Here is a 19564-nt window from a genome sequence, read left to right on the forward strand (position 1 = left end):
TCTACTGGATCTTCTTCTACAGGTTCTTCAGCTGGTTCTTCCTCTACCGGCTCTTCTTCTACTGGCGCTTCTGGAACTTCTACCTCAGGTACTTCAGGTACTATGTTCGTTGTATTGAGCAATACTTGCGCTACAATTATATTGTTAACTGTTACTTCAATATCACTTTCCACTTCCGCTACTTCTGGTGCACTATCGTCTACTTTTTTCGTAACAGCGTTTAGTTGATTGACAGAAGCGTTTAAGCGATTATTTAAAGAATCAAGCTCCCCTTGTAAATATTCATATTGATTCTGCGTTAATTCCTGGGTGTTCATAAGTACGTCGGTTACCATTTGAAGTTCCGAATTTACTGAAGAAACTCGATTATCAACCGGATTTAAGCGTTCCACACTTGCCGCTCCATTTACCTTGACTTTCCCGTTTGCAACCCCATTGACCTGACTGTTGATTTGTCCGTTTAATGAAGCATTTGGACTTGCTGCACTCACTGTAGACTGTGCCGATAAAGCGATTCCGAGTGCGACTGCTGGTGCCGTAACCTTAATCAGTTTTTTGTTCATGTTGCAAATTCCTCCTTTTGTTTTTTAAAAGTTGGTACATACATCTAGTACCACTTATTGGAAAAGATAATCCTCATTTCAGGTATATTTACAAAAGGGAAAGACTAATGTAATATTCACTTGTTTCTGTAATCTTACCGAAATCTATTTGATAATTTACAGGTTATGAAGCTTTTGTTAAGTATCTGTCCTGTTCAACGGTATAACTCAAATGCAGAACCTCCGAGATTTTTACGTTCTACTGGATTGTTTTTCCAGACGCGCACAAAAGGAACAAAGCTTAAATAGCTTTGTTCCTTTTCTCAAGTTTACTTGGTCCTTCTAGGGGGAATAGATTCACTGTACTAATCCAAAAAATGGACCAAGGAACCTGTCCCCGTGGGTCACCTGGCAGTTGCTGGGAAATAGCGGTTTTTTAGGCGGGTTGATATTAGTTCTAATACAATCGCAATGATTAAAATTGCATAGGTGATAAAACCTACTTCACGTAAATCGAAATAGAATCCCGATGCCATAAACAGTTCGAAACCGATACCGCCAGCTCCAGCTGCAGCACCCATTGCAACGGCAACACCGAAGTTAATTTCAAATCGTAAAAAGGTCCACGATAATAGGTAAGTAAATGTTGATGGCAGTACACCATGGGTTACAATATGCCACCAGTTAGAGCCAGTTGCACGCATAGCCTCAATTATCCCTTGGTCCACTTCCTCAAAGGACTCGGAGAAAGCTTTCACCAAATAGGCAACCGAATGAAACAGCATCCCAAGCACTGCAGCTTCACTGCCCAGACCAGATGCAATAGCAAATATAAGGACCCATAATACGGTTGGGACAGCGCGTATAAAAGCAACAATAATTCTCACTGTTTTGGATATGGATGGTTTTGACAGATTTTCTGCAGCCATAAAGGACAAAAACAGTGCAATCACCGCTCCAAATATTGTCGCCAAAAATCCAAGGCCGATCGTAACCCCTACCTGATAGAATGCTTCTCCCCATCCAAAATGACTTAAAGCCGGTTCCAGAAACATGACTTTCAGATTATGTGCGGTTTCTGTAATCGCACGGCCCAGCTGCAAACCCGTATAATCAAAAAAGAAAAATGCCATAACTGTCAATAACGTTAGAATCAGTATCGTCAACTTGATGACAAGATCGACTTTATTGCCGGATTTTATATTAATCCGACCTTTTTTCGTCCTTTTTATGTACATAGCTTTATTTGTATTTATTACTTCCATTATAATATCACCTTCCGTATACGGTTTGATATCATCTCAATAATGATTACAGCGATGATAATGGTAAGTGTGACAAGTGCTACGGCATTATAGTTTAGCGTTTTATAATACAGATCAAATGTAAATCCGATACCTGTACCAGTTAAAATACCTACTAATGTTGCACTTCTGATATTTGTTTCAATCATGAAGAGTATCCAGCTCAGCATTTGCGGCAAGGTCTGAGGAATTACGGCTTTATTTACAATATGGAAATAGGTTGCTCCTGTAGCTCTCAGTGCTTCCACAGCGCTTTGGCTTGCCTCATCAATTGATTCGATAAACGCTCTGGTTAAAAATCCAAGTGTACCTACAAATAAGGCTAAAAAACCGGTAACAGAATTTTGCCCGAAGGAAATGAGCAAAATCAATGACCATGCTACGACTGGAATATTTCTGGAAAAAGATGCAACACCGCGGGAAATTACGCTTAATACGCCATTTACCTTCGTCGTTTTTGAACCCATTAAGCCCAGAAAGATGGAAACAACAGCAGCAAGGGTTGTTGCGGCAATGGACATGAAGATGGTTTCAAATAATTTATCCAGAATCGAAGGCAATCTTTCCCATGTTTCCGGCGTAATAATAAGATTTGCACCTATCCAGCCTAGCGCTTTTGGTATTGTTGCCAGACCCTCAGCAAGATTAAAATTTGTTATCACCGCTGACAGGTAGGTCATCATGATAATGACAATGAGAAATATGGTCGCTATTCCCCTGCTTTTTCGTATCGTTTTTTCATTCACTGTAATTGCTCCTTATACCGTTATTAATTCTCTAATTTCGGAACCGTAAATATTGTTAATTTGATCTTCATACAGCGATTTGCTTGGTCCATCAAATACAATCTCACCTTTTTTCAAGCCAATGATCCGATCTGAGTAATCCTGCGCAACCTCAACTTGATGGAGATTTACTAAACATGTTATTCCAAGTTCATTTGTAATTGATTTTAAATGGTCCATGATGACTTTAGATGAATTCGGGTCTAGTGAGGCAATAGGCTCGTCACAGAGAACTAATTTAGGCTCCTGAATAAGAGACCTGCAAATTCCGACACGTTGCTGCTGCCCGCCACTTAGCTGATCACAGCGCTTATATGCGTGTTCTTCTATACCCAGTTTTTCAAGGAGAAAAAATGCATGTTCTTTCTCTTCTTCTGTAAACCTTCCTAAAATTCCTTGCAGCGTTGTTTTATAGCCGAACCTTCCATGCAGGACATTTTCAATAACTGTTAAACGTGGAACAAGATTATAATGTTGAAAAATCATTCCGATATTTGTACGCAATTTACGTAATTCCTTTTTCTTCAAAGACCTAACATCCATGCCATCAAAAATAACATTTCCCTCGTTAATTTCTACCATTCGATTAATGCAGCGTAATAAAGTAGATTTCCCTGCACCAGATGGACCGATAATGGATACAAATTCTCCAGCGCCAACTTCAAAGTTAACGTTCTTTAATACCTTCGTTTCCAGGTTATATGATTTACCGAGACCTTCAACTTGTAATAATGACATGGTAATAGGCTCCTTTTAGAGGTTGTTCAAAAAGTTAGATAGAAAAGGATCATCGAATTTTTTCATTGCAACAGATCCTTTCGGTGGGGAAAGTGCACCAGTCCAGGACGTTGCGAGTCTAGCGGAATTCGGTCCTTTTGATTCACTTTTTTGAACACACCTTTTTAATAACTTATTTAATAGATTAGAGTATGCACTGGACGTACATGCATACTCTAATTCTTGGCACTTTTGCAATCATCCGCTAAGCTTTATTAATTTGACAGTTCACGGATCGGATCAAACCATGCATCTTCCACTTCAACAAATCTTTCTTTATCTGTTTTGAAAAACAAACCAGGCTCACCAGAATCTTCCGGCACGAATATTTTTTCGTTATTTGCAATTTCATCTGATGTGAATAATTCCTTTAACGTATCATAATCCTCTTGACCTAAAACATCCATATTTGCCGCAAATGGTGCATTTAATACCGGTGTAACACTCATCAATGTAAATTCACTGCCAGTAACCGTGTTGAATGGTTCTGCTGCATCGTCTTTAACCTTATAAACAGCACCCACCGTATTTTCTTCACCTTCCGCAACCTCTACATAGTTATCAACGCATGTATCACAAAATGCTGCAACATCTGCACTGCCATTTAATAAATTAACAGCTGAACCTTGATGGGATCCTCCAAATAGTACTTGAGAGAACAAAGGTCCGCCCTCCATTAAATCTTCTTCCGTCAGATCAGCATAGTCATCCTGTTGTGTGAAATAATCCAGAATACTTGATGATGGAACTTTAAATCCTGATGTGGAACTGTTTGATACAAATGAAAATTTCTTATCGGCAATCGTATCAAGTGAAAATTCACCATCCACTTTATAATTTTCCTGCTCGTCAACATTTACTGCCAGCCAACTATGATATACCGCATCATCCAATGTACCTGATGCACCAGAACGCACTGCTAAAGGTACGATTGCATCATTGCCGTTTTTCGCTTCAATATATCCTTGTGCACCCATGAATGCCAAATCAGCATTATTGTTGACCAACGTTTCAATTGCAATGGAATAATCAGTTGTCAAGTGATGCTCAACTTCTTTTCCTGTAGCTTCTGCAATCACATTCCCAATTTCATCCCTTGATGATTTCATATCTGATCCGGATTCATTTGGATACCAGACAATATCTATAACCTCGTCCACTTCCGTTTCTCCAGCTCCAGCACTTCCCTCTGAACATGCTGCCAATACCAAACTAAATAAAAGCATCATTGTAAATAAAGACCATTTTTTACTCATCATTGACTCTCCTTTTTGAATACTTATTTGTAAGTGATTTTTCAAATTACTAATCTTATTGAAGCATATAATCTGTTTACAAAAAGCATAATTACAGTCTTTTAACGATTTTTTAAAGTGATTTACATTACCTACACAAATGATTTAAAGGACTTTCAATTTCTCCGATATCTGCTGGTGGCCCAAATTCTCCATGGTAATCCGTACCACCTGTCATGATGAGATTATACCGCCGAGCTAGAGCTTCCACCCTATGGTGATCTTCTGCTGTATGATCCATGTGATTTCGCTCAATCCCCCCTAAACCAGCCTCGACTAGCTCTGGAATAAGATCATAGGAATCGAGTTGACCTGGATGGGCAACTACAGCAACTCCACCATCCTTGACAATTGCCTGTACAGCATCAAAGGCATTCAAGTATTCTATATCACCGGATGCAACACCACCCCCCTTGAACAGCTTTCTGTAAAGCTGCTTGTATTCGATTGATGAAAAGGGTTCATCAGTCAAATGGGCCATAATATGTTGCTTATACACTGTTTGACCAGGTTTTGCCGTTTCTAGAACAGCTTCCATATTGAGTGAATATCCCGCTGATTCAATCTGTTTCATTTGCCAGAGGGAATGCAAGTGACGTCTTTCAAGTAAGGGCTGGCAAATTGACTTAATGTGCACGGGGTTTGAATTATAGTTATATCCAAGCACATGGACTTTGAGCTTTCTTTTGAAGTCATACGCTGAAATCTCAATTCCGGGAATAACCTTTATTCCGAATTCCTCTCCCAATTGGAGCATTTCCGGTAATCCTTCCACCGTGTCATGATCGACAATGCTCAGATATTTCACCCCATTGTTACGAGCTGATTGCATAATCTCATTGACTGAGCTTGAGCCATCTGAATAATTGCTGTGAACATGGAAATCAGCTTTCACTGACAACACCTGCTTGCATGACTAACTGTCTCGTTTTCATATCGTAAACCTTGTCGCACAGTCCTTCCATAAACTCGATATCATGGAAAACCCCCACTAAGGTCGTTCCATTTGCCTTCAATTTCTCAATAATCTCACGTACCTTTATTTTTGACTGGTGATCCAGACTTGCTGTCGGTTCATCCAGCAATAGTAATCGGGGTTTTTTAACTGTTGCGATTGCAATATTCAAACGCAGCTTTTCTCCACCGGAAAATGTATTCGGATAGGTATCCCATAACTTAGGATCAAGCTCAAAATGGATTAATGCTTTTTCAGCTTCTGCTTTTGCAACCTCTTCCGATTCACCCATTTCCAATAATGCCTGTTCAACAAGTTGTCTTGATGTCGTTCTCGGCATCACATTCAGAAACTGAGATACATAGCCAATTTCATATTTACGCAAATAGATGATTTGTCTTTCGGCAGCTGTGGACAAATCAATATCCCCAAAGCGCTCCGAATTATAAATGATTTTACCTTCATCAGGTAAGTATGTGCGATAGATGCTTTTTAATATGGTAGATTTTCCGCTACCGCTTTTACCTACAATGCCAATGAATTCCCCTTTATCCAGTGAGAAATCGATATGTTCCACTGCATGCATTGTTTGACCTAGATGGTGAATCGTAAATCGCTTGCCGAAGTCACCTATTTCCAACATCCTCATTGGGTTACCTCCTTTTTTACCTCATTCGGTAATTCGTCCTCGTAATGACGGCGCCATTTACCATGGTTGTTGTCAGCATGGGATACCCATCATCCATTCTTTCTATCACGATGATGTCTGCTTTTTTACCTGGTTTTATGGAACCTATTTCTTCATCCATTCTTACTGCTTTGGCTGGATTGAGGGTGACCATCATAAACATTTGGTGCAAGTCATTGCCGTATTTTTCATTTAACTCAAATATTGCGTGTAACAATGCTGCCGGATAATAATCACTGCAAAGAATGTCAATGGAATTCTGCTCAATCGCTTCAGCTGCGGACAAATTTCCAGAGTGGGAACCGCCTAAAAGGACATTTGGAGCCCCGGCAATCGTGAGCAATCCCATTTCCTTGGCTTTCTTGGCAACTTCCAATGTGATTGGAAACTCGCTAATCGTTGTTCCGTAAGCTTTTACTAAATCTAACTTTTTAATATCATCATCATCATGGGACGCTATCGCGATTCCTTTTGACAAGGCGATGTCTGCTACTTCTTTAATTTTCTCTATTGTCATGGATGTGCTGCTTTGGCGCTCCGCTATGATTGTTTGGACATCCGATTCCGTCAAATCACGATAACCCTGTAACGTTTGACGATATACTTCAAGATCACGGTACTGGCCTTGACCCGGTGTGTGATCCATAAAGGATAACAAATGCACTTTGTGGCTTTGGATATTATCAACGAGACGATCGATTTCATCGATGTTGTCAATTTCAAACCTTGCGTGTAAACGGTGACGGATAAGATGCAGTTCATGATGCGTCTGATCAATCGCATCCACCAATCTCTGAACGTTTTTGGGATAGCGCATAGGCTTATGTGTGAAAACATCTTCACGATAAAAAGAAAGTGAATGGAACATTGTTGTAATTCCATGACTGATTAATATTTTCTCGGCTTCTCTTAAGCTTATATGGACATCCATCATACTTGTCGGTCTGGGTGACACGATTCCTTCTATATAATCAGAATGAATATCTATAAATCCCGGCGAAATATAGCCACCTCTTGCATCAATTTTCTGTGCATCAGGATAGTCTGAAATCGCATCCTCCTGTATGATTTCCTGGATCACTTCCCCTTCTACGATCACTGCGCTTCCTTCCAGAATCTTTTCTTCTGTTATAATTTTTCCATTATGAATGATATACACCGCGTGAGTTCCTCCTATAACAATGAATAAACCAATTGTTGCGTGTACGCATGTTGCGGGTCTTCCAATATTTGATCTGTCAACCCTTCTTCAATTATCCTGCCATTCAGCATGACGATTGTTCGATCGGCAAGCATTCGGATAACTGCTAGGTCATGTGAAACGACAATCATACTGATCCCCAATTCCCGTTGAATCTTCTTAATCAGGTCCAGAACATTTGCCTGTACGGACAAATCAAGACCTGTTGTCACTTCGTCAAGAAACAGAATTGGCGGGTTATTCGATAATGCTTTAGCAATTTGAACCCGCTGCTGCATTCCCCCGGAAAAATTCTTTGGTGCCTCTTTCATACGAAATAACGGGATATGCACGCTTTCCAGCAATGTTTTGCTAGTTGATTCCATGTCAGCAACATTCCGGTTACCAGCTGCTATCAGCTTCTCGGCGATATTACCGACTGAGGAAAAATTCATCTTCAGTCCATGGACTGGATTTTGATACACCATTCCATATTTATGATTGCGAATAAAGCGTTGCTGTTGGGAGGATAATTCAAAAACATTCTCGTATGCTGTTTCATGGCCGTCAGCGATATATGCTTCACCAGAGGTTACCTCGGCGTCAAAGTATAAGCATTGCATCATGGTTGATTTCCCACTGCCGCTTTCCCCTACGATTCCGAGGATTTCTCCAGGATATAAATCAAATGATAGATTCTGACAGGCGTAGACAGTGCCACAATTTGGGCAATAGTTTTTTTCTAAATGCCTGTCTGAACTGCTGCTGCATTGTACGCATCCCGGTCCAAATTGCTTATGTAAATTTCTCACCTGTAATATTGGTTCCTCATACATAGTTGCCTTTCACCTCAGCTTCCTCATTCTCGTTTAATCGATCCATGCAATAACTTGTATCATTACATTGGTAAATTGTTTCACTTGTTTCCGTATCGATCAATTCGTCCATAAAGACTTCCGTTGCTCCGCATAAATGACAATGCTTACCTGCAAACGATTCGACCGAAAATGGATAGTCATCAAATGCCAATGACTTCACATCTGTATATGGTGGTACCGCATATATTTTCTTTTCTCTTCCGGCTCCAAGCAATATCAACGCATCCGATTGGTGCATTTTGGGATTGTCGAATCTTGGAATTGGACTTGGTGCCATAACATAGCGATTATTCACATATACAGGGTGATCCGCACCAGTAGATGTTTTGCCATATTTCATAATCTGTTCAAACAGCATCAGCCATGCACCACTATAATCATCCTCAGAATGAAGTATCTTCGTTATATATTCCCTGGCCTCCACCTTTCGAAGAGGTTCCGGCTGAGGCACCTGTAATACCAGAATTTGATCTTCCGTCAATGGAACTTCCGGAATACGGTGTCTTGACTGGATAATCGACGCATCCTGGGTACGCTCGACAAGCTTTACACCTGTAGTAGAGTTCACTAATTTTTTGATGCTTACTGCGTTTACTGATTCATCCGCTCCCTGGTCAATCACCTTCAATACATCGGTCTTCCCGATAATGGAGAGTGTAATTTGCAGTCCGCCTGTTCCCCAGCCGCGTGCTATCGGCATTTCCCTCGAAGCGAATGGCACTTGGTAACCTGGGATAGCCACAGCCTTCAAGATTGCACGGCGAATTTCCTTTTTGGAGCCTTCGTCAAAAAATGCAAAGTGGGATTCAGTTTTCATCTTGCTGGACCTCCTTCTTTACTTGGCGAATACTGTCCAAGATCGATTGAAATGTCACATAATGCGGTAATTTCAAATGAGAGATGAATCCAGTTGATTCAACCGAGTCAACATGTAGTAAAACGAACTCCTCATCATGTGTCGGGAAATTCGAATCGGGATGCTCTAGACATTGATCCAAAATGCTCATGGCAATTGCCTTCGTCTCATTTTGGCCATAGCAAACACCATAACCGATCTCAAATTCCAGTTCGTCTTCATTGCTTTCATTCTTTACTGTGACAGGAACAAAAGATTCAACTTCAGTTATTTTTATTTCACCAATATAAAAATTGTCTGCTTCATCTTTTTCCACTTCATTCGGATGCTCTACATAAATTGGAATAGATCCCACGCGCAATTCTCCGACTGTTGGGTGTACTTGTCCATAACCCCTTAAGGAAGCATATCCCAGCGATGTGACGGTGCCTGTCTGACCCCGTGTCAACACTTGCAATCTGGCACTGCGGGAAGACGGGAACTGCAAACTCTTCTTTGTTACATCTGCCGGTGGTGTGTTATCCGGCTCGTATTTTTTGAATAGCCCTTCGTCACGCAAATAATCCACTACCTTTGGAAAATAAGCCAGATCATCTGCCGTTTCGATACGTTCGAAATCTTTTTTATATTCCTCTATCCACCGCTGATTCTCTACTACACTTTCAAAAAGCAAATCAAAATCAAGCAGCCGATGTGTATAATCACGTGAAGCACCTAATAGCTGTCCACCAGGAATATCTTTAAAACTTGCCGAAATACGTCGTTCGACAAGCATCGATTCCGATTCTGCTATTTGACTGTAATAAAGACGGGGCAATGTGGAGCGATGCGCACGCATTAGGAATACTGCTTCTTCCATATTCCCTTCTGCTTGCTTAATGGCAAGGGCCGCCAAAAAAGGGGAATATAGGCTGCTTTCTGACATTACTCGGTCGACCATCCCCCTCATACTGGAAAGGATGGTACGGACTTCCAGCATCTCGTTATCCTTTAAACGTTCATATTTCAAACGTTTGATGGAAGCATCAATAGCCTTCGTCCCGCCCTTAACTGCAACATAACCCATTATTTCACCTCCGTAATTTCTACTGTAGTTGTACGAGGCACACAAACTAATTGTCCATCATTATCCGTAAAAATCAGATCTATCCCCAATGGATATTCCTTCGTACGCTCATTTCTTGAATACCAGAGCACTGACGGAAAGCCAGTTTCCAGATGTGCATGACTTTTAATACCGGGACCTGTTAATTTAAGTACCCCGTCATTTGATAACCGTGTATTCTCTATAATCCATGTCGAGGATTGCTGAGGATTAATCAGGTTGCCAATCTTACATTGATCCATGGCATTTAAAATGTCTGATTCCTTATCATCCTGCAAAACAATAACGAAGTCCGCCTCCTGGATTGGGGCATATTTTGCCAATGTATATTCTGCTATTTTTCCAATCAGATTTTGATTATCCTTTGAAAGAATGTGAAATGTAACCTCTGCATCCAGTAATGCCATTGCACAGAGTAAGGTTGTATCCGAACAAGAAAGGTCAAAATCTACTCGATCTGCCATTTCTGGAAAGGATGAAATTGACCCTGGATGTGACATACTGTGCAGTAACTTACGAAATACCAGTTGCAGATCATGTACTTGATCAATAGCCATAATACCTCTCCTTAAAAATCTGTTTATGTATCCATCGTTTCGAAGTTTACCTTCGTTTCAAACAGTTCCCCTTGTTCTTTTGCTTTAGCTTTCCTAATCTGTTGTTCGGCTTCTATTAACCGGGGATACCATTCCGATGTTTCCGGCAGATTGGCTTTATAGGCTGCGTCAATGATTGCTAAATATTTGGCTAGCTGTTCCTGCATTCCAGTTACAATACCAATACCGACACAACCATTTATTTCGACTTTTGCTTCTGTTATCAGGACTTCTCCTAGATAGAATAGTGAATTTTTAGCGGACTCACGCATTTTAATCATTGTCAGTCCATATTGAGGTGCAATAATTTCCTTACATTCATATCTGTCTATTATCATTTCCGCAAAATGTTTGGCTAACTCTGGGTCTCCTTGAACAAGGATTTCTGTTCTTCTACGTCTTTTCATTTTCGATGCCCCCTTTCTCACAAACCCATCGTAACTTGTCGCCAAGTTTACGTGTTTTAAGTTATGGTAAATTATTTGTAAATTTAAATAACAAAAGAAGAAGCGACGGGGGCGGTTGGGGAACGCGTGCTCCAGAAAGGGACTGGAAAGCATGGGGGTTTCACATGTGGATGGTTCAATGCTTACATTGGGAGTTCCAAGGCACCAGAGCTGGACGCAGCCTATTATCTGGAGTGAATGAGTTGTCGGGAGAGGTTTATGCTCGGTTCCCATAAAGCTTTTCGGTGACAGCCTAAGTTACACCTATAATGGTAGTCTTTATAGTTTCCTTCCAGCAAAAAAAGATAAGAAACCTTGGTTCGGTTCCTTACCTTTTTTAGTCAGTCCATCGTGATATCATACTTAAACTTATCACTCCGATATAGTATTTTTGTGTGTTCCAATACATTTTTTGTTTTCAGATCCATACAATCGCTCTCTACAACAATAAGGGGTACCATACTTTTACACGAAAGTAGATTCTGCTCAGCTGCCGTGGGAAAAGAGATGCTTAATAATGTTTTATTGCTGGAAAATTCCTGAAATCCGTGCTTACGGTAATAGGCAAACATCGATTTGATTGATGGACCATCTTCTTTGATCCTTGGAAAGCTTGCTTCTTTTATAAAAGAATTATGAATTGCGATCGGCTCTTCATTTATGTAGCGCATCCTCCCAATTTTATAGACTGCATCACTTGGTTCCGCTTCTAATATCCGATATACTTTTTTATCATAGCTAATCTTTTCACAACAGATATTCCGTGTTTCCAAATTATAGCCCAGCTGTTCCATCTTTTCTGTAAAGCTGACTTTTCCCGTCAGATGCAATTGAATTGGAATGGATTCCTCTTTTAAATAACGACCTTTACCCTGCTTAGAGTAGATATATCCTCGTTCATCCAATTTATTCAGCGCATTCCTGACTGTCATTCTGGGTACTTGATACCGTTCAGCAAGTTCATTTTCTGAAGGAAGCTTCGTACCAGATTTTAACGTCCCTTCAACAAAACTACGCATGAGATCATCAATGATAATAGTTTCTTTTTCTGCCAAAATAAGAATCAACTCCCATACTTAATCTTACCAACTTCTCCATCATGTTTATTATACCACCTCATCTTATTACCTTTTGTTTTAATTACGTGAACAAACTAAATTTACCCCCAATACATTTTACCTAGCCAGATAGATCAAACTACTTGTTTTATCTCTACATTACATTTAAATTAGTTCCTTAGTATCACGAATAATTAGATTCTTTTCAATATTGTAACATTAAATTTATATTAACTTAAAAAAACTATTTTATAATGAGGGAGTACCAAATTTGTTAGAAGAGGTGATTATGTTGAACATGAAAAAATTAACATTATCCATGATGATCGCTATCCTTTCTGCTGGATTATTGGTCGGATGTGGAGCTGAGGGAGAAGAAAGCCCAGAGGAACCAACAACTGGAGATTCAACAGAACAACCTGCAGAGCCAGATTTAGAGGAAGAGGAAGAAGAAGAGCAAGAATAAACATAGTGAGTGGACCAAGGGGACAGGTTTACTGGACCAAACCAGGGGTTACACAGCTCCTTTCCCTGGTCCCCTCTCCACTAAGCACCCTGCATGACACTAGTTGATATTCCCGATATTCTTGATCACTGTCTTTGTGATACATCGTTTGACTTTTAAAGATTTCGGCAGCGAGAATTCACCACAAAAACCCTCTGCTAACCAACAGTGGCACCTCTACGTTTTTAAAAACCTATTTGCCATCAAAAACAGAAAATTGCTCTATAATAAAGAAAATCCACCAAGTATCCGTATAAACTACTTATACGCTAACTTGGTATTTTTTTATTTGATAACATGTTCACTCCACTGATCCCTTTCATTAACCTCTAATCCCCTTAATACACTCATCTGATAAGGCGGAGAAACGATAGCATATTCGGAATTAATCAGGGAACAGTTAATAAAAGTGGACCAAGGAACCTGTCCCCGTGGGCCGGGGCTGCGTGTACCCCACTTGGGTCGTTAAAATTGACAAAGGGGATAATCTATATAATAATAAGTGTTGGATTAGAATTATTATAGTTAACCGACAAAATAAATAATCGTCGCTATATATGGTTACTATATAGTTCTAAAGAATAAATTATAACAGCAGGAGGAAGATTATATGTCTTTGATCGGAAAAGAAATACAACCATTTACAGCATCAGCTTACAACAGCGGAAACGGTGATTTCATCGATATTACCGATGAGAATCTAAAAGGTCAGTGGAGTGTTGTTTGCTTCTATCCAGCAGACTTTACATTCGTTTGCCCAACAGAGCTGGAAGACCTTCAAAACCATTACGCAGAATTAAAAAAATTAGGTGTTGAAGTATATTCTGTATCAACAGACACACATTTCACACATAAAGCATGGCACGATCATTCAGATGCGATCAGCAAACTTGAATACATTATGATCGGTGATCCTTCTCAAAAAATCTCTCGCAGTTTTGATGTATTAGATGAAGAAGCAGGTCTCGCACAACGTGGTACGTTTATCATCGATCCAGATGGCATTGTACAAGCAGCTGAAATTAACGCAGACGGTATTGGCCGTGACGCAAGCACGCTTGTTGGCAAAATCAAAGCAGCACAATACGTTCGTAACAACCCTGGTGAAGTTTGCCCAGCTAAATGGGAAGAAGGCTCTGAAACACTTAAACCAAGCCTTGATCTTGTAGGGAAAATATAAGGAGTAGAGCCAATGTTATTAGATGCCGATATTAAAGCACAATTAGCACAATATCTCCAAATGATGGAGGGCGACGTACTGCTTAAGGTCAGCACAGGTTCCGATGATATCTCTCGTGACATGCTGGCATTGGCAGAAGAGTTAGCCGCGATGTCATCAAAAATTAAAATCGAGCACACGGTGTTAGAAAGAACGCCGAGCTTTAGTATCAACCGTATTGATGAAGATACGGGTATCACATTTGCTGGCATTCCGCTCGGACATGAGTTCACTTCCCTAGTTTTGGCATTACTTCAAGTAAGTGGAAGAGCTCCAAAAATCGACGAAAAAGCAATTGAACAAATCAAAAACATCAAAGAAGAATATCACTTTGAATCATACATCAGCCTTAGCTGTCAAAACTGTCCAGATGTCGTCCAAGCCTTGAACGTGATGAGCGTTCTCAACCCCGGTATATCGCACACAATGATTGATGGTGCAGCATATAAAGAGGAAGCAGAAGCGAAAAACATCATGGCAGTACCGACTGTTTTCCTAAATGGTGAATCCTTTGGAAACGGCCGTATGACATTAGAAGAAATTCTTGCAAAATTAGGCAATACTCCAGATGCATCTGAGTTTGCTGATAAAGACCCATATGATGTACTTGTTGTCGGTGGCGGACCAGGTGGCGCAAGTGCGGCTATTTATGCAGCACGTAAAGGAATTCGCACAGGTATTGTTGCAGAACGCTTCGGTGGACAAATTTTGGACACGGCAAGCATCGAAAACTTTATCAGTGTGAACCATACAGAAGGTCCAAAGCTTGCAGCAAATCTGGAAGAGCATGTTAAAGATTATAATATTGATATTATGAACTTGCAGCGTGCGACTCGTTTAGAAAAGAAAGACATGATTGAAATCGAGCTGGAAAACGGTGCTGTTCTAAAGAGTAAATCCGTTATCCTCGCAACAGGAGCCCGCTGGCGTAATATTGGCGTTCCTGGCGAAGCTGAATTCAAGAACAAAGGGGTAGCATACTGCCCGCATTGTGATGGTCCATTATTTGAAGGAAAAGATGTAGCTGTTATCGGTGGCGGTAACTCCGGTGTGGAAGCAGCCATTGACCTTGCCGGGATTGTTAATCACGTAACAGTACTTGAATATGCGTCAGAACTGAAGGCTGATTCTGTGCTGCAGGATCGTCTCAACAGCCTGCCGAATGTCACTGTGATTAAAAACGCTCAAACAAAAGAAATTACCGGAACAGATAACGTAAACGGTATTTCCTATGTTGAACGTGAGACAGGTGAAGAAAAGCATATAAAACTATCCGGTGTATTCATTCAAATCGGTCTTGTACCAAACACAGACTGGCTAGGCGATACCATTGAACGTAATAAGTTCGGTGAAATCATCATCGACGATCGAGGTTCTACAAACGTCCCAGGTGTATTTGCTGCCGGAGACTGTACAACAGAACCATTTAAGCAAATCATCATTTCAATGGGATCAGCTGCAACAGCTTCTTTAAGTGCTTTTGATTATCTTGTGAGAAACTAATCTGGGTGGACCGTGGGGACAGGTTTACTGGACCAAACCAGGGGGACACAGCTTCTTTCCCTGGTTCCCTCTCCACTTAGCACACTCTAATAATAATGAAAACCCACCAAATATCCGTATAGATACTTATACGATAACCTGGTGGGTTTTCTCTATTAATAGGGTAACCTGTTCATCTCTACTAATCCCTTTCACTAGCTCCAATCCCCTTTAACACACCACTCAATCAGACGCAGAAACTTAAATCAGGATCCCAAGGGAAAGTTAATAAATCTAAGGGAATGGACCAGGGAACCTGTCCCTCTGGGTCTGGTTAAAATTTACCATTCATTCCCAAATAAATGTTATGATTTAATTGAAACGAAATAGAAAGGTGGGTAGTGAATATTTAGCTTTACAGAAGATATTGAAGAAGCATTTATACACATATTCATATTTAAGGGAGGAAACGTGCATGTTTAAAGAATTTGTCAGCTTTGATAAAATGTTAACACCGACACTCATTAAAGTCTTATTTTGGATAGGTGTTGCATTTTCTGTTTTAACAGGATTAATTATGATGTTTGACGGTGGATTTGCGGTAATATTAGGACTCATTACGATTATTGTTGGACCGATCATTGCACGTGTTTATTGTGAATTATTAATTATCTTCTTTAAAATTCATGAATCATTGACCGATTTAAATAAAAAAGTGGATCACTTGAAACAAGATTAAACAATAGGACCAGCGTAAAATGTGCCCGCTGGTCCTATTGTTCTCTGGAGGAGCTGCCTTTTGACAACTCCTTGTTGTGCTCTATGTTCGCTTTGAGTCAGGATGATATGGCATCGCTTTATTGCTTGTCCAAAGAAGGATCAGACTCAGGCTAATTTCAATACATTCTGATCTTCATCGACTTGTTGAAAATCATTTCTATAGCTTTTCCTGCTCGTTTTGATCTTCATAACCTTAATGAAGTTCATTTCTACAGTTTTCCCTGCTCTCTTTGATCTTCATCGCCTTGATGAAGTTCATTTCTATAGATTTTCCAGCTCGTTTTGATCTTCATAACCTTGATGAAATTCATTTCTACAGTTTTCCCTGCTCTCTTTGATCTTCATCACCTTGATGAAGTTCATTTCTACAGTTTTTCCTGCCCACTTTGATCTTCATCACCTTGATGAAGTTCATTTCTACAGATTTTCCTGCCCACTTTGATCTTCATCGACTTGATGAAGTTCATTTCTACAGCTTTTCCTTCTCACTTTGATCTTCATCGCCTTGATGAAGTTCATTTCTATAGCTTTTCCAGCTCGTTTTGATCTTCATAACCTTGATGAAATTCATTTCTACTGCTTTTCCTTCTCACTTTGATCTTCATAACCTTAATGAAGATCACTTCTACAGTTTTTCCTTCACACTTTGAATTTCATCACCTTGATAAACGTCTTTTCTATTGTAACCGGGTGCCTTTCCTTCTGCCTCACCTCTTTTTCAATTCTCTCCTCAATATCTTCCCGCTTATTTTCGTTTTCGGCAGTTCATCGAGTATTTCAATTTCCCTTGGTGCTACATGGGCTGCCAGGTTATTTTTTACGAATACACGAAGCTCTTCCAATAATTCTTCAGACTCCACATACCCGCTGCGGAGAGTAATATATGCTTTTACAATTTCTCCCCGAATAGGGTCTGGTTTGCCGATGACACCCGCCTCACCAACAGCCGGATGTTCAATTAACTTACTCTCCACTTCAAATGGGCTGATTCTTTCTCCAGAGGAATTAATGATATCATCACTCCTGCTTTGAAAAAATACATAATCATCCTCATCTTGTATCGCTAAATCACCTGATAGATACCAGCCTTCATATTTAAAATAATCGGCAAACTTTTCTTTGTTGCCCCATATCTCCTTCATCAATCCCGGCCATGGGGTTCGAACAGCAAGCTGACCGACGGAGCCGCGTGGTAATTCGTTTCCTTCCTCATCTAAAATACCGACCTGGATTCCCGGAAATGGTCTGCCCATCGAACCAGGCTTGATGTCCTCGGATGGAAAATTCACAACTAAATGTCCTCCGGTCTCTGTCATCCACCACGTATCATGAATCCGAACACCTAATTTTTCCCATGCCCAATAAATAACTTCAGGATTCAATGGTTCCCCGACACTTAATACATGCCTGACAGAAGATAAATCATATTTTTCCACTAAATGCTTTTGAGATAAAAGCATACGAAAAGCAGTTGGAGCACTGTACCATATCGTTATTTTCAAATCCTCTATTAATTGATACCAACTTTCTGCGTTAAAACGTCCTCCTTGGATCACAATGGTAGCTCTATTTAACCATGGTGCAAATAATCCATAGATGCTGCCGGTTATCCATCCTGGATGAGAGGTACACCAATACACATCATTATCCTTTATATCCAGCACCCATTTCCCTGAAATATAATGATGAACGACAGCCCGATGTGCATGTAACACTCCTTTTGGTGTACCTGTAGAACCGCTTGTATAATGAATAATCAGACCATCTTCTGGATCGACCCATTCCACGACATTCTCAGTCTTAGTGTCAACTGACAGATTTTCAATTTCTTCCACGAATAATATCGTTTTCAGAGAGGGAATTTCGTCTTGCGGCACTCTTTTCACCATCTCTTTATCTGTAATAAGTACCGTGCCCCCACAGTCGTTGATCCGATCTTTCACCGCTTCACGCATAAATGCCTCAAACAATGGACCGGCAATTGCCCCGATTTTAATGATGGCTAATATGGAAATATAGCACTCCGGCGTTTTTGGCAAGAAGACAAACACTCTATCTCCTTTTTTGACACCAGATTTCTTTAGCAGCCTTGCATAATGATCCGTTTTTTCTTTTACCTCTTTAAATGTACAGGTTTGCTTTTCATCCCCATTTACATAGTGAAGCGCTATTTTATCGCCATATCCTTCCTCAACATGGCGGTCAATCGTTTCGTATGCGGCATTGACTTTTCCGTTTTCCCTGATAAAATTCCTCCCGATTTCCTCCCACGAAAATTCACCTTTTATCTGATTATAGTCCGGTAAATTGTATATATGATTTTTTAAGGGGGAAATCCGTTTAGTTGCTTGTAGAATTTCTGACATTCGTATCTCTCCTTAAGAAGTTTTTAAATTCAAATCAAGACTTTCTAAAATCTCTGCTTTATGAGCTGCCAGCTGCTTGCTCGCCCGGTCACGCGGACGGGGTTCCTCAATCTTAATTTCTTTATGCAATTCCCCGGGCTGCCCGCGTAAAATAATGATCCTATCACATAAATACAATGCTTCATCAATGTCATGCGTCACTAAAATTATTGTTGATTGATAAGCTCTCCAAACATCTAACAGCAAGTCCTGTAGCTGCATTTTCGTAAAGGCATCCAGGGCACTGAATGGTTCATCCAATAAGAGGATTTCCGGAGAAGTAACCAATGCTCTTGCAATCGCTACACGCTGAGCCATCCCACCGGATAATTGCCTTGGATAAAGCCCCCCGCTTTCTTCTAGGCCAACATTCTTTAAATACGCTTTGGCACTGGTGATTTTGTCGTCTTTATCCCCCTTCAACCCAAAGGTGACATTATCCAGTACTGTTAACCACGGAAATAGTCGAGGTTCTTGAAATATAAATCCGGTTGTATCCTGTATTTCTTTTTCCACATTTCCGTTAATGGCGATGTCGCCGTCATAGCCACTATCTAGCCCGGAAATCGCTCGCAATATGGTACTTTTCCCACAACCGCTCGTTCCAAGGATTCCAATAATTTCACCAGGCTCTGCAAAAAAAGAGATGTTGTTCACTGCTTTCTTGCCATCGAATGACCGACTGACATTTCTTACTTCCAAACTCAT

Annotated in this window: 20 protein-coding genes; 4 read left to right on the forward strand and 16 right to left on the reverse strand. The window is 40.3% G+C overall.

The features are described from left to right. The 14 genes from A4245_RS09815 to A4245_RS09880 all read right to left on the reverse strand — a co-directional run. The coding region (locus A4245_RS09815) for a hypothetical protein (RefSeq protein WP_157087698.1) at positions 1–563 on the reverse strand (563 nt) is incomplete at its 3' end. Between the two features lie 383 nt (positions 564–946). Beyond that, the gene (locus tag A4245_RS09820; RefSeq protein WP_067727560.1) at positions 947–1807 is read right to left on the reverse strand and encodes an ABC transporter permease subunit; all 861 of its coding nucleotides are present in this window, start codon (positions 1805–1807) and stop codon (positions 947–949) included. Beyond that, a complete protein-coding gene (gene phnE / locus A4245_RS09825; protein WP_067727561.1) occupies positions 1807–2592 on the reverse strand; it encodes a phosphonate ABC transporter, permease protein PhnE in 786 nt (261 codons plus the stop codon). The genes A4245_RS09820 and phnE overlap by 1 nt, the downstream gene beginning before the upstream one ends. Positions 2593–2604: 12 nt before the next feature. Further along, a complete protein-coding gene (gene phnC / locus A4245_RS09830; RefSeq protein WP_067727562.1) occupies positions 2605–3369 on the reverse strand; it encodes a phosphonate ABC transporter ATP-binding protein in 765 nt (254 codons plus the stop codon). Positions 3370–3623: 254 nt separating this feature from the next. Next, positions 3624–4664, reverse strand: a complete 1041-nt coding sequence (locus A4245_RS09835) for a PhnD/SsuA/transferrin family substrate-binding protein (protein ID WP_067727563.1) — start codon at positions 4662–4664, stop codon at positions 3624–3626. A 127-nt stretch (positions 4665–4791) separates the two neighbouring features. Further along, positions 4792–5598, reverse strand: a complete 807-nt coding sequence (locus A4245_RS09840; protein ID WP_067727564.1) for a PHP domain-containing protein — start codon at positions 5596–5598, stop codon at positions 4792–4794. Next, complete coding sequence (locus tag A4245_RS09845) at positions 5588–6307, reverse strand: phosphonate C-P lyase system protein PhnL (protein ID WP_067727565.1); 720 nt, start codon at positions 6305–6307, stop codon at positions 5588–5590. Before A4245_RS09845 ends, A4245_RS09840 begins: the two co-directional genes overlap by 11 nt. A gap of 16 nt (positions 6308–6323) precedes the next feature. Continuing rightward, positions 6324–7505, reverse strand: a complete 1182-nt coding sequence (gene phnM / locus A4245_RS09850; protein ID WP_067727566.1) for a phosphonate metabolism protein PhnM — start codon at positions 7503–7505, stop codon at positions 6324–6326. A gap of 14 nt (positions 7506–7519) precedes the next feature. Continuing rightward, a complete protein-coding gene (locus A4245_RS09855) occupies positions 7520–8362 on the reverse strand; it encodes an ATP-binding cassette domain-containing protein (RefSeq protein WP_067727567.1) in 843 nt (280 codons plus the stop codon). Continuing rightward, positions 8355–9221: an alpha-D-ribose 1-methylphosphonate 5-phosphate C-P-lyase PhnJ gene (locus tag A4245_RS09860; RefSeq protein WP_067727568.1), complete on the reverse strand. Its 867-nt coding sequence runs from the start codon at positions 9219–9221 to the stop codon at positions 8355–8357. Before A4245_RS09860 ends, A4245_RS09855 begins: the two co-directional genes overlap by 8 nt. Further along, positions 9211–10326: a carbon-phosphorus lyase complex subunit PhnI gene (locus tag A4245_RS09865; RefSeq protein WP_067727569.1), complete on the reverse strand. Its 1116-nt coding sequence runs from the start codon at positions 10324–10326 to the stop codon at positions 9211–9213. Before A4245_RS09865 ends, A4245_RS09860 begins: the two co-directional genes overlap by 11 nt. Beyond that, complete coding sequence (gene phnH / locus A4245_RS09870) at positions 10326–10922, reverse strand: phosphonate C-P lyase system protein PhnH (protein WP_067727570.1); 597 nt, start codon at positions 10920–10922, stop codon at positions 10326–10328. Before phnH ends, A4245_RS09865 begins: the two co-directional genes overlap by 1 nt. Positions 10923–10945: 23 nt before the next feature. Next, positions 10946–11368 (reverse strand): phosphonate C-P lyase system protein PhnG, encoded by a 423-nt coding sequence (phnG, locus tag A4245_RS09875; protein WP_067727571.1) that lies wholly within the window; start codon positions 11366–11368, stop codon positions 10946–10948. A gap of 380 nt (positions 11369–11748) precedes the next feature. Further along, positions 11749–12462 carry a GntR family transcriptional regulator gene (locus tag A4245_RS09880; RefSeq protein ID WP_324609856.1) on the reverse strand — a complete coding sequence of 238 codons (714 nt, stop codon included), beginning with the start codon at positions 12460–12462 and terminating at the stop codon, positions 11749–11751. Positions 12463–12757: 295 nt separating this feature from the next. On the opposite strand from A4245_RS09880, the gene A4245_RS20370 reads away from it, so the two are divergent. From A4245_RS20370 to A4245_RS09900, 4 genes are all read left to right on the forward strand, one after another. Beyond that, complete coding sequence (locus A4245_RS20370) at positions 12758–12931, forward strand: hypothetical protein (RefSeq protein ID WP_199860673.1); 174 nt, start codon at positions 12758–12760, stop codon at positions 12929–12931. Between the two features lie 649 nt (positions 12932–13580). Beyond that, the gene (gene ahpC, locus A4245_RS09890; protein ID WP_067727573.1) at positions 13581–14150 is read left to right on the forward strand and encodes an alkyl hydroperoxide reductase subunit C; all 570 of its coding nucleotides are present in this window, start codon (positions 13581–13583) and stop codon (positions 14148–14150) included. Between the two features lie 12 nt (positions 14151–14162). Beyond that, complete coding sequence (gene ahpF, locus A4245_RS09895) at positions 14163–15692, forward strand: alkyl hydroperoxide reductase subunit F (RefSeq protein WP_067727574.1); 1530 nt, start codon at positions 14163–14165, stop codon at positions 15690–15692. Between the two features lie 454 nt (positions 15693–16146). Then, entirely contained in the window at positions 16147–16410 is a 264-nt protein-coding gene (locus A4245_RS09900) for a DUF4282 domain-containing protein (RefSeq protein ID WP_067727575.1), read from the forward strand. Between the two features lie 748 nt (positions 16411–17158). Here A4245_RS09900 and acsA read toward each other — a convergent pair. Together acsA and A4245_RS09910 are read right to left on the reverse strand one after the other, a co-directional pair. After that, positions 17159–18817, reverse strand: coding sequence for an acetate--CoA ligase (gene acsA / locus A4245_RS09905; protein WP_067727576.1), 1659 nt, complete (start codon positions 18815–18817; stop codon positions 17159–17161). 12 nt (positions 18818–18829) lie between these two features. Next, a complete protein-coding gene (locus A4245_RS09910; protein WP_067727577.1) occupies positions 18830–19564 on the reverse strand; it encodes an ABC transporter ATP-binding protein in 735 nt (244 codons plus the stop codon).

The organism is Oceanobacillus damuensis (assembly GCF_001618145.1).
GTDB classification, from domain to species: domain Bacteria; phylum Bacillota; class Bacilli; order Bacillales; family Amphibacillaceae; genus Oceanobacillus; species Oceanobacillus damuensis.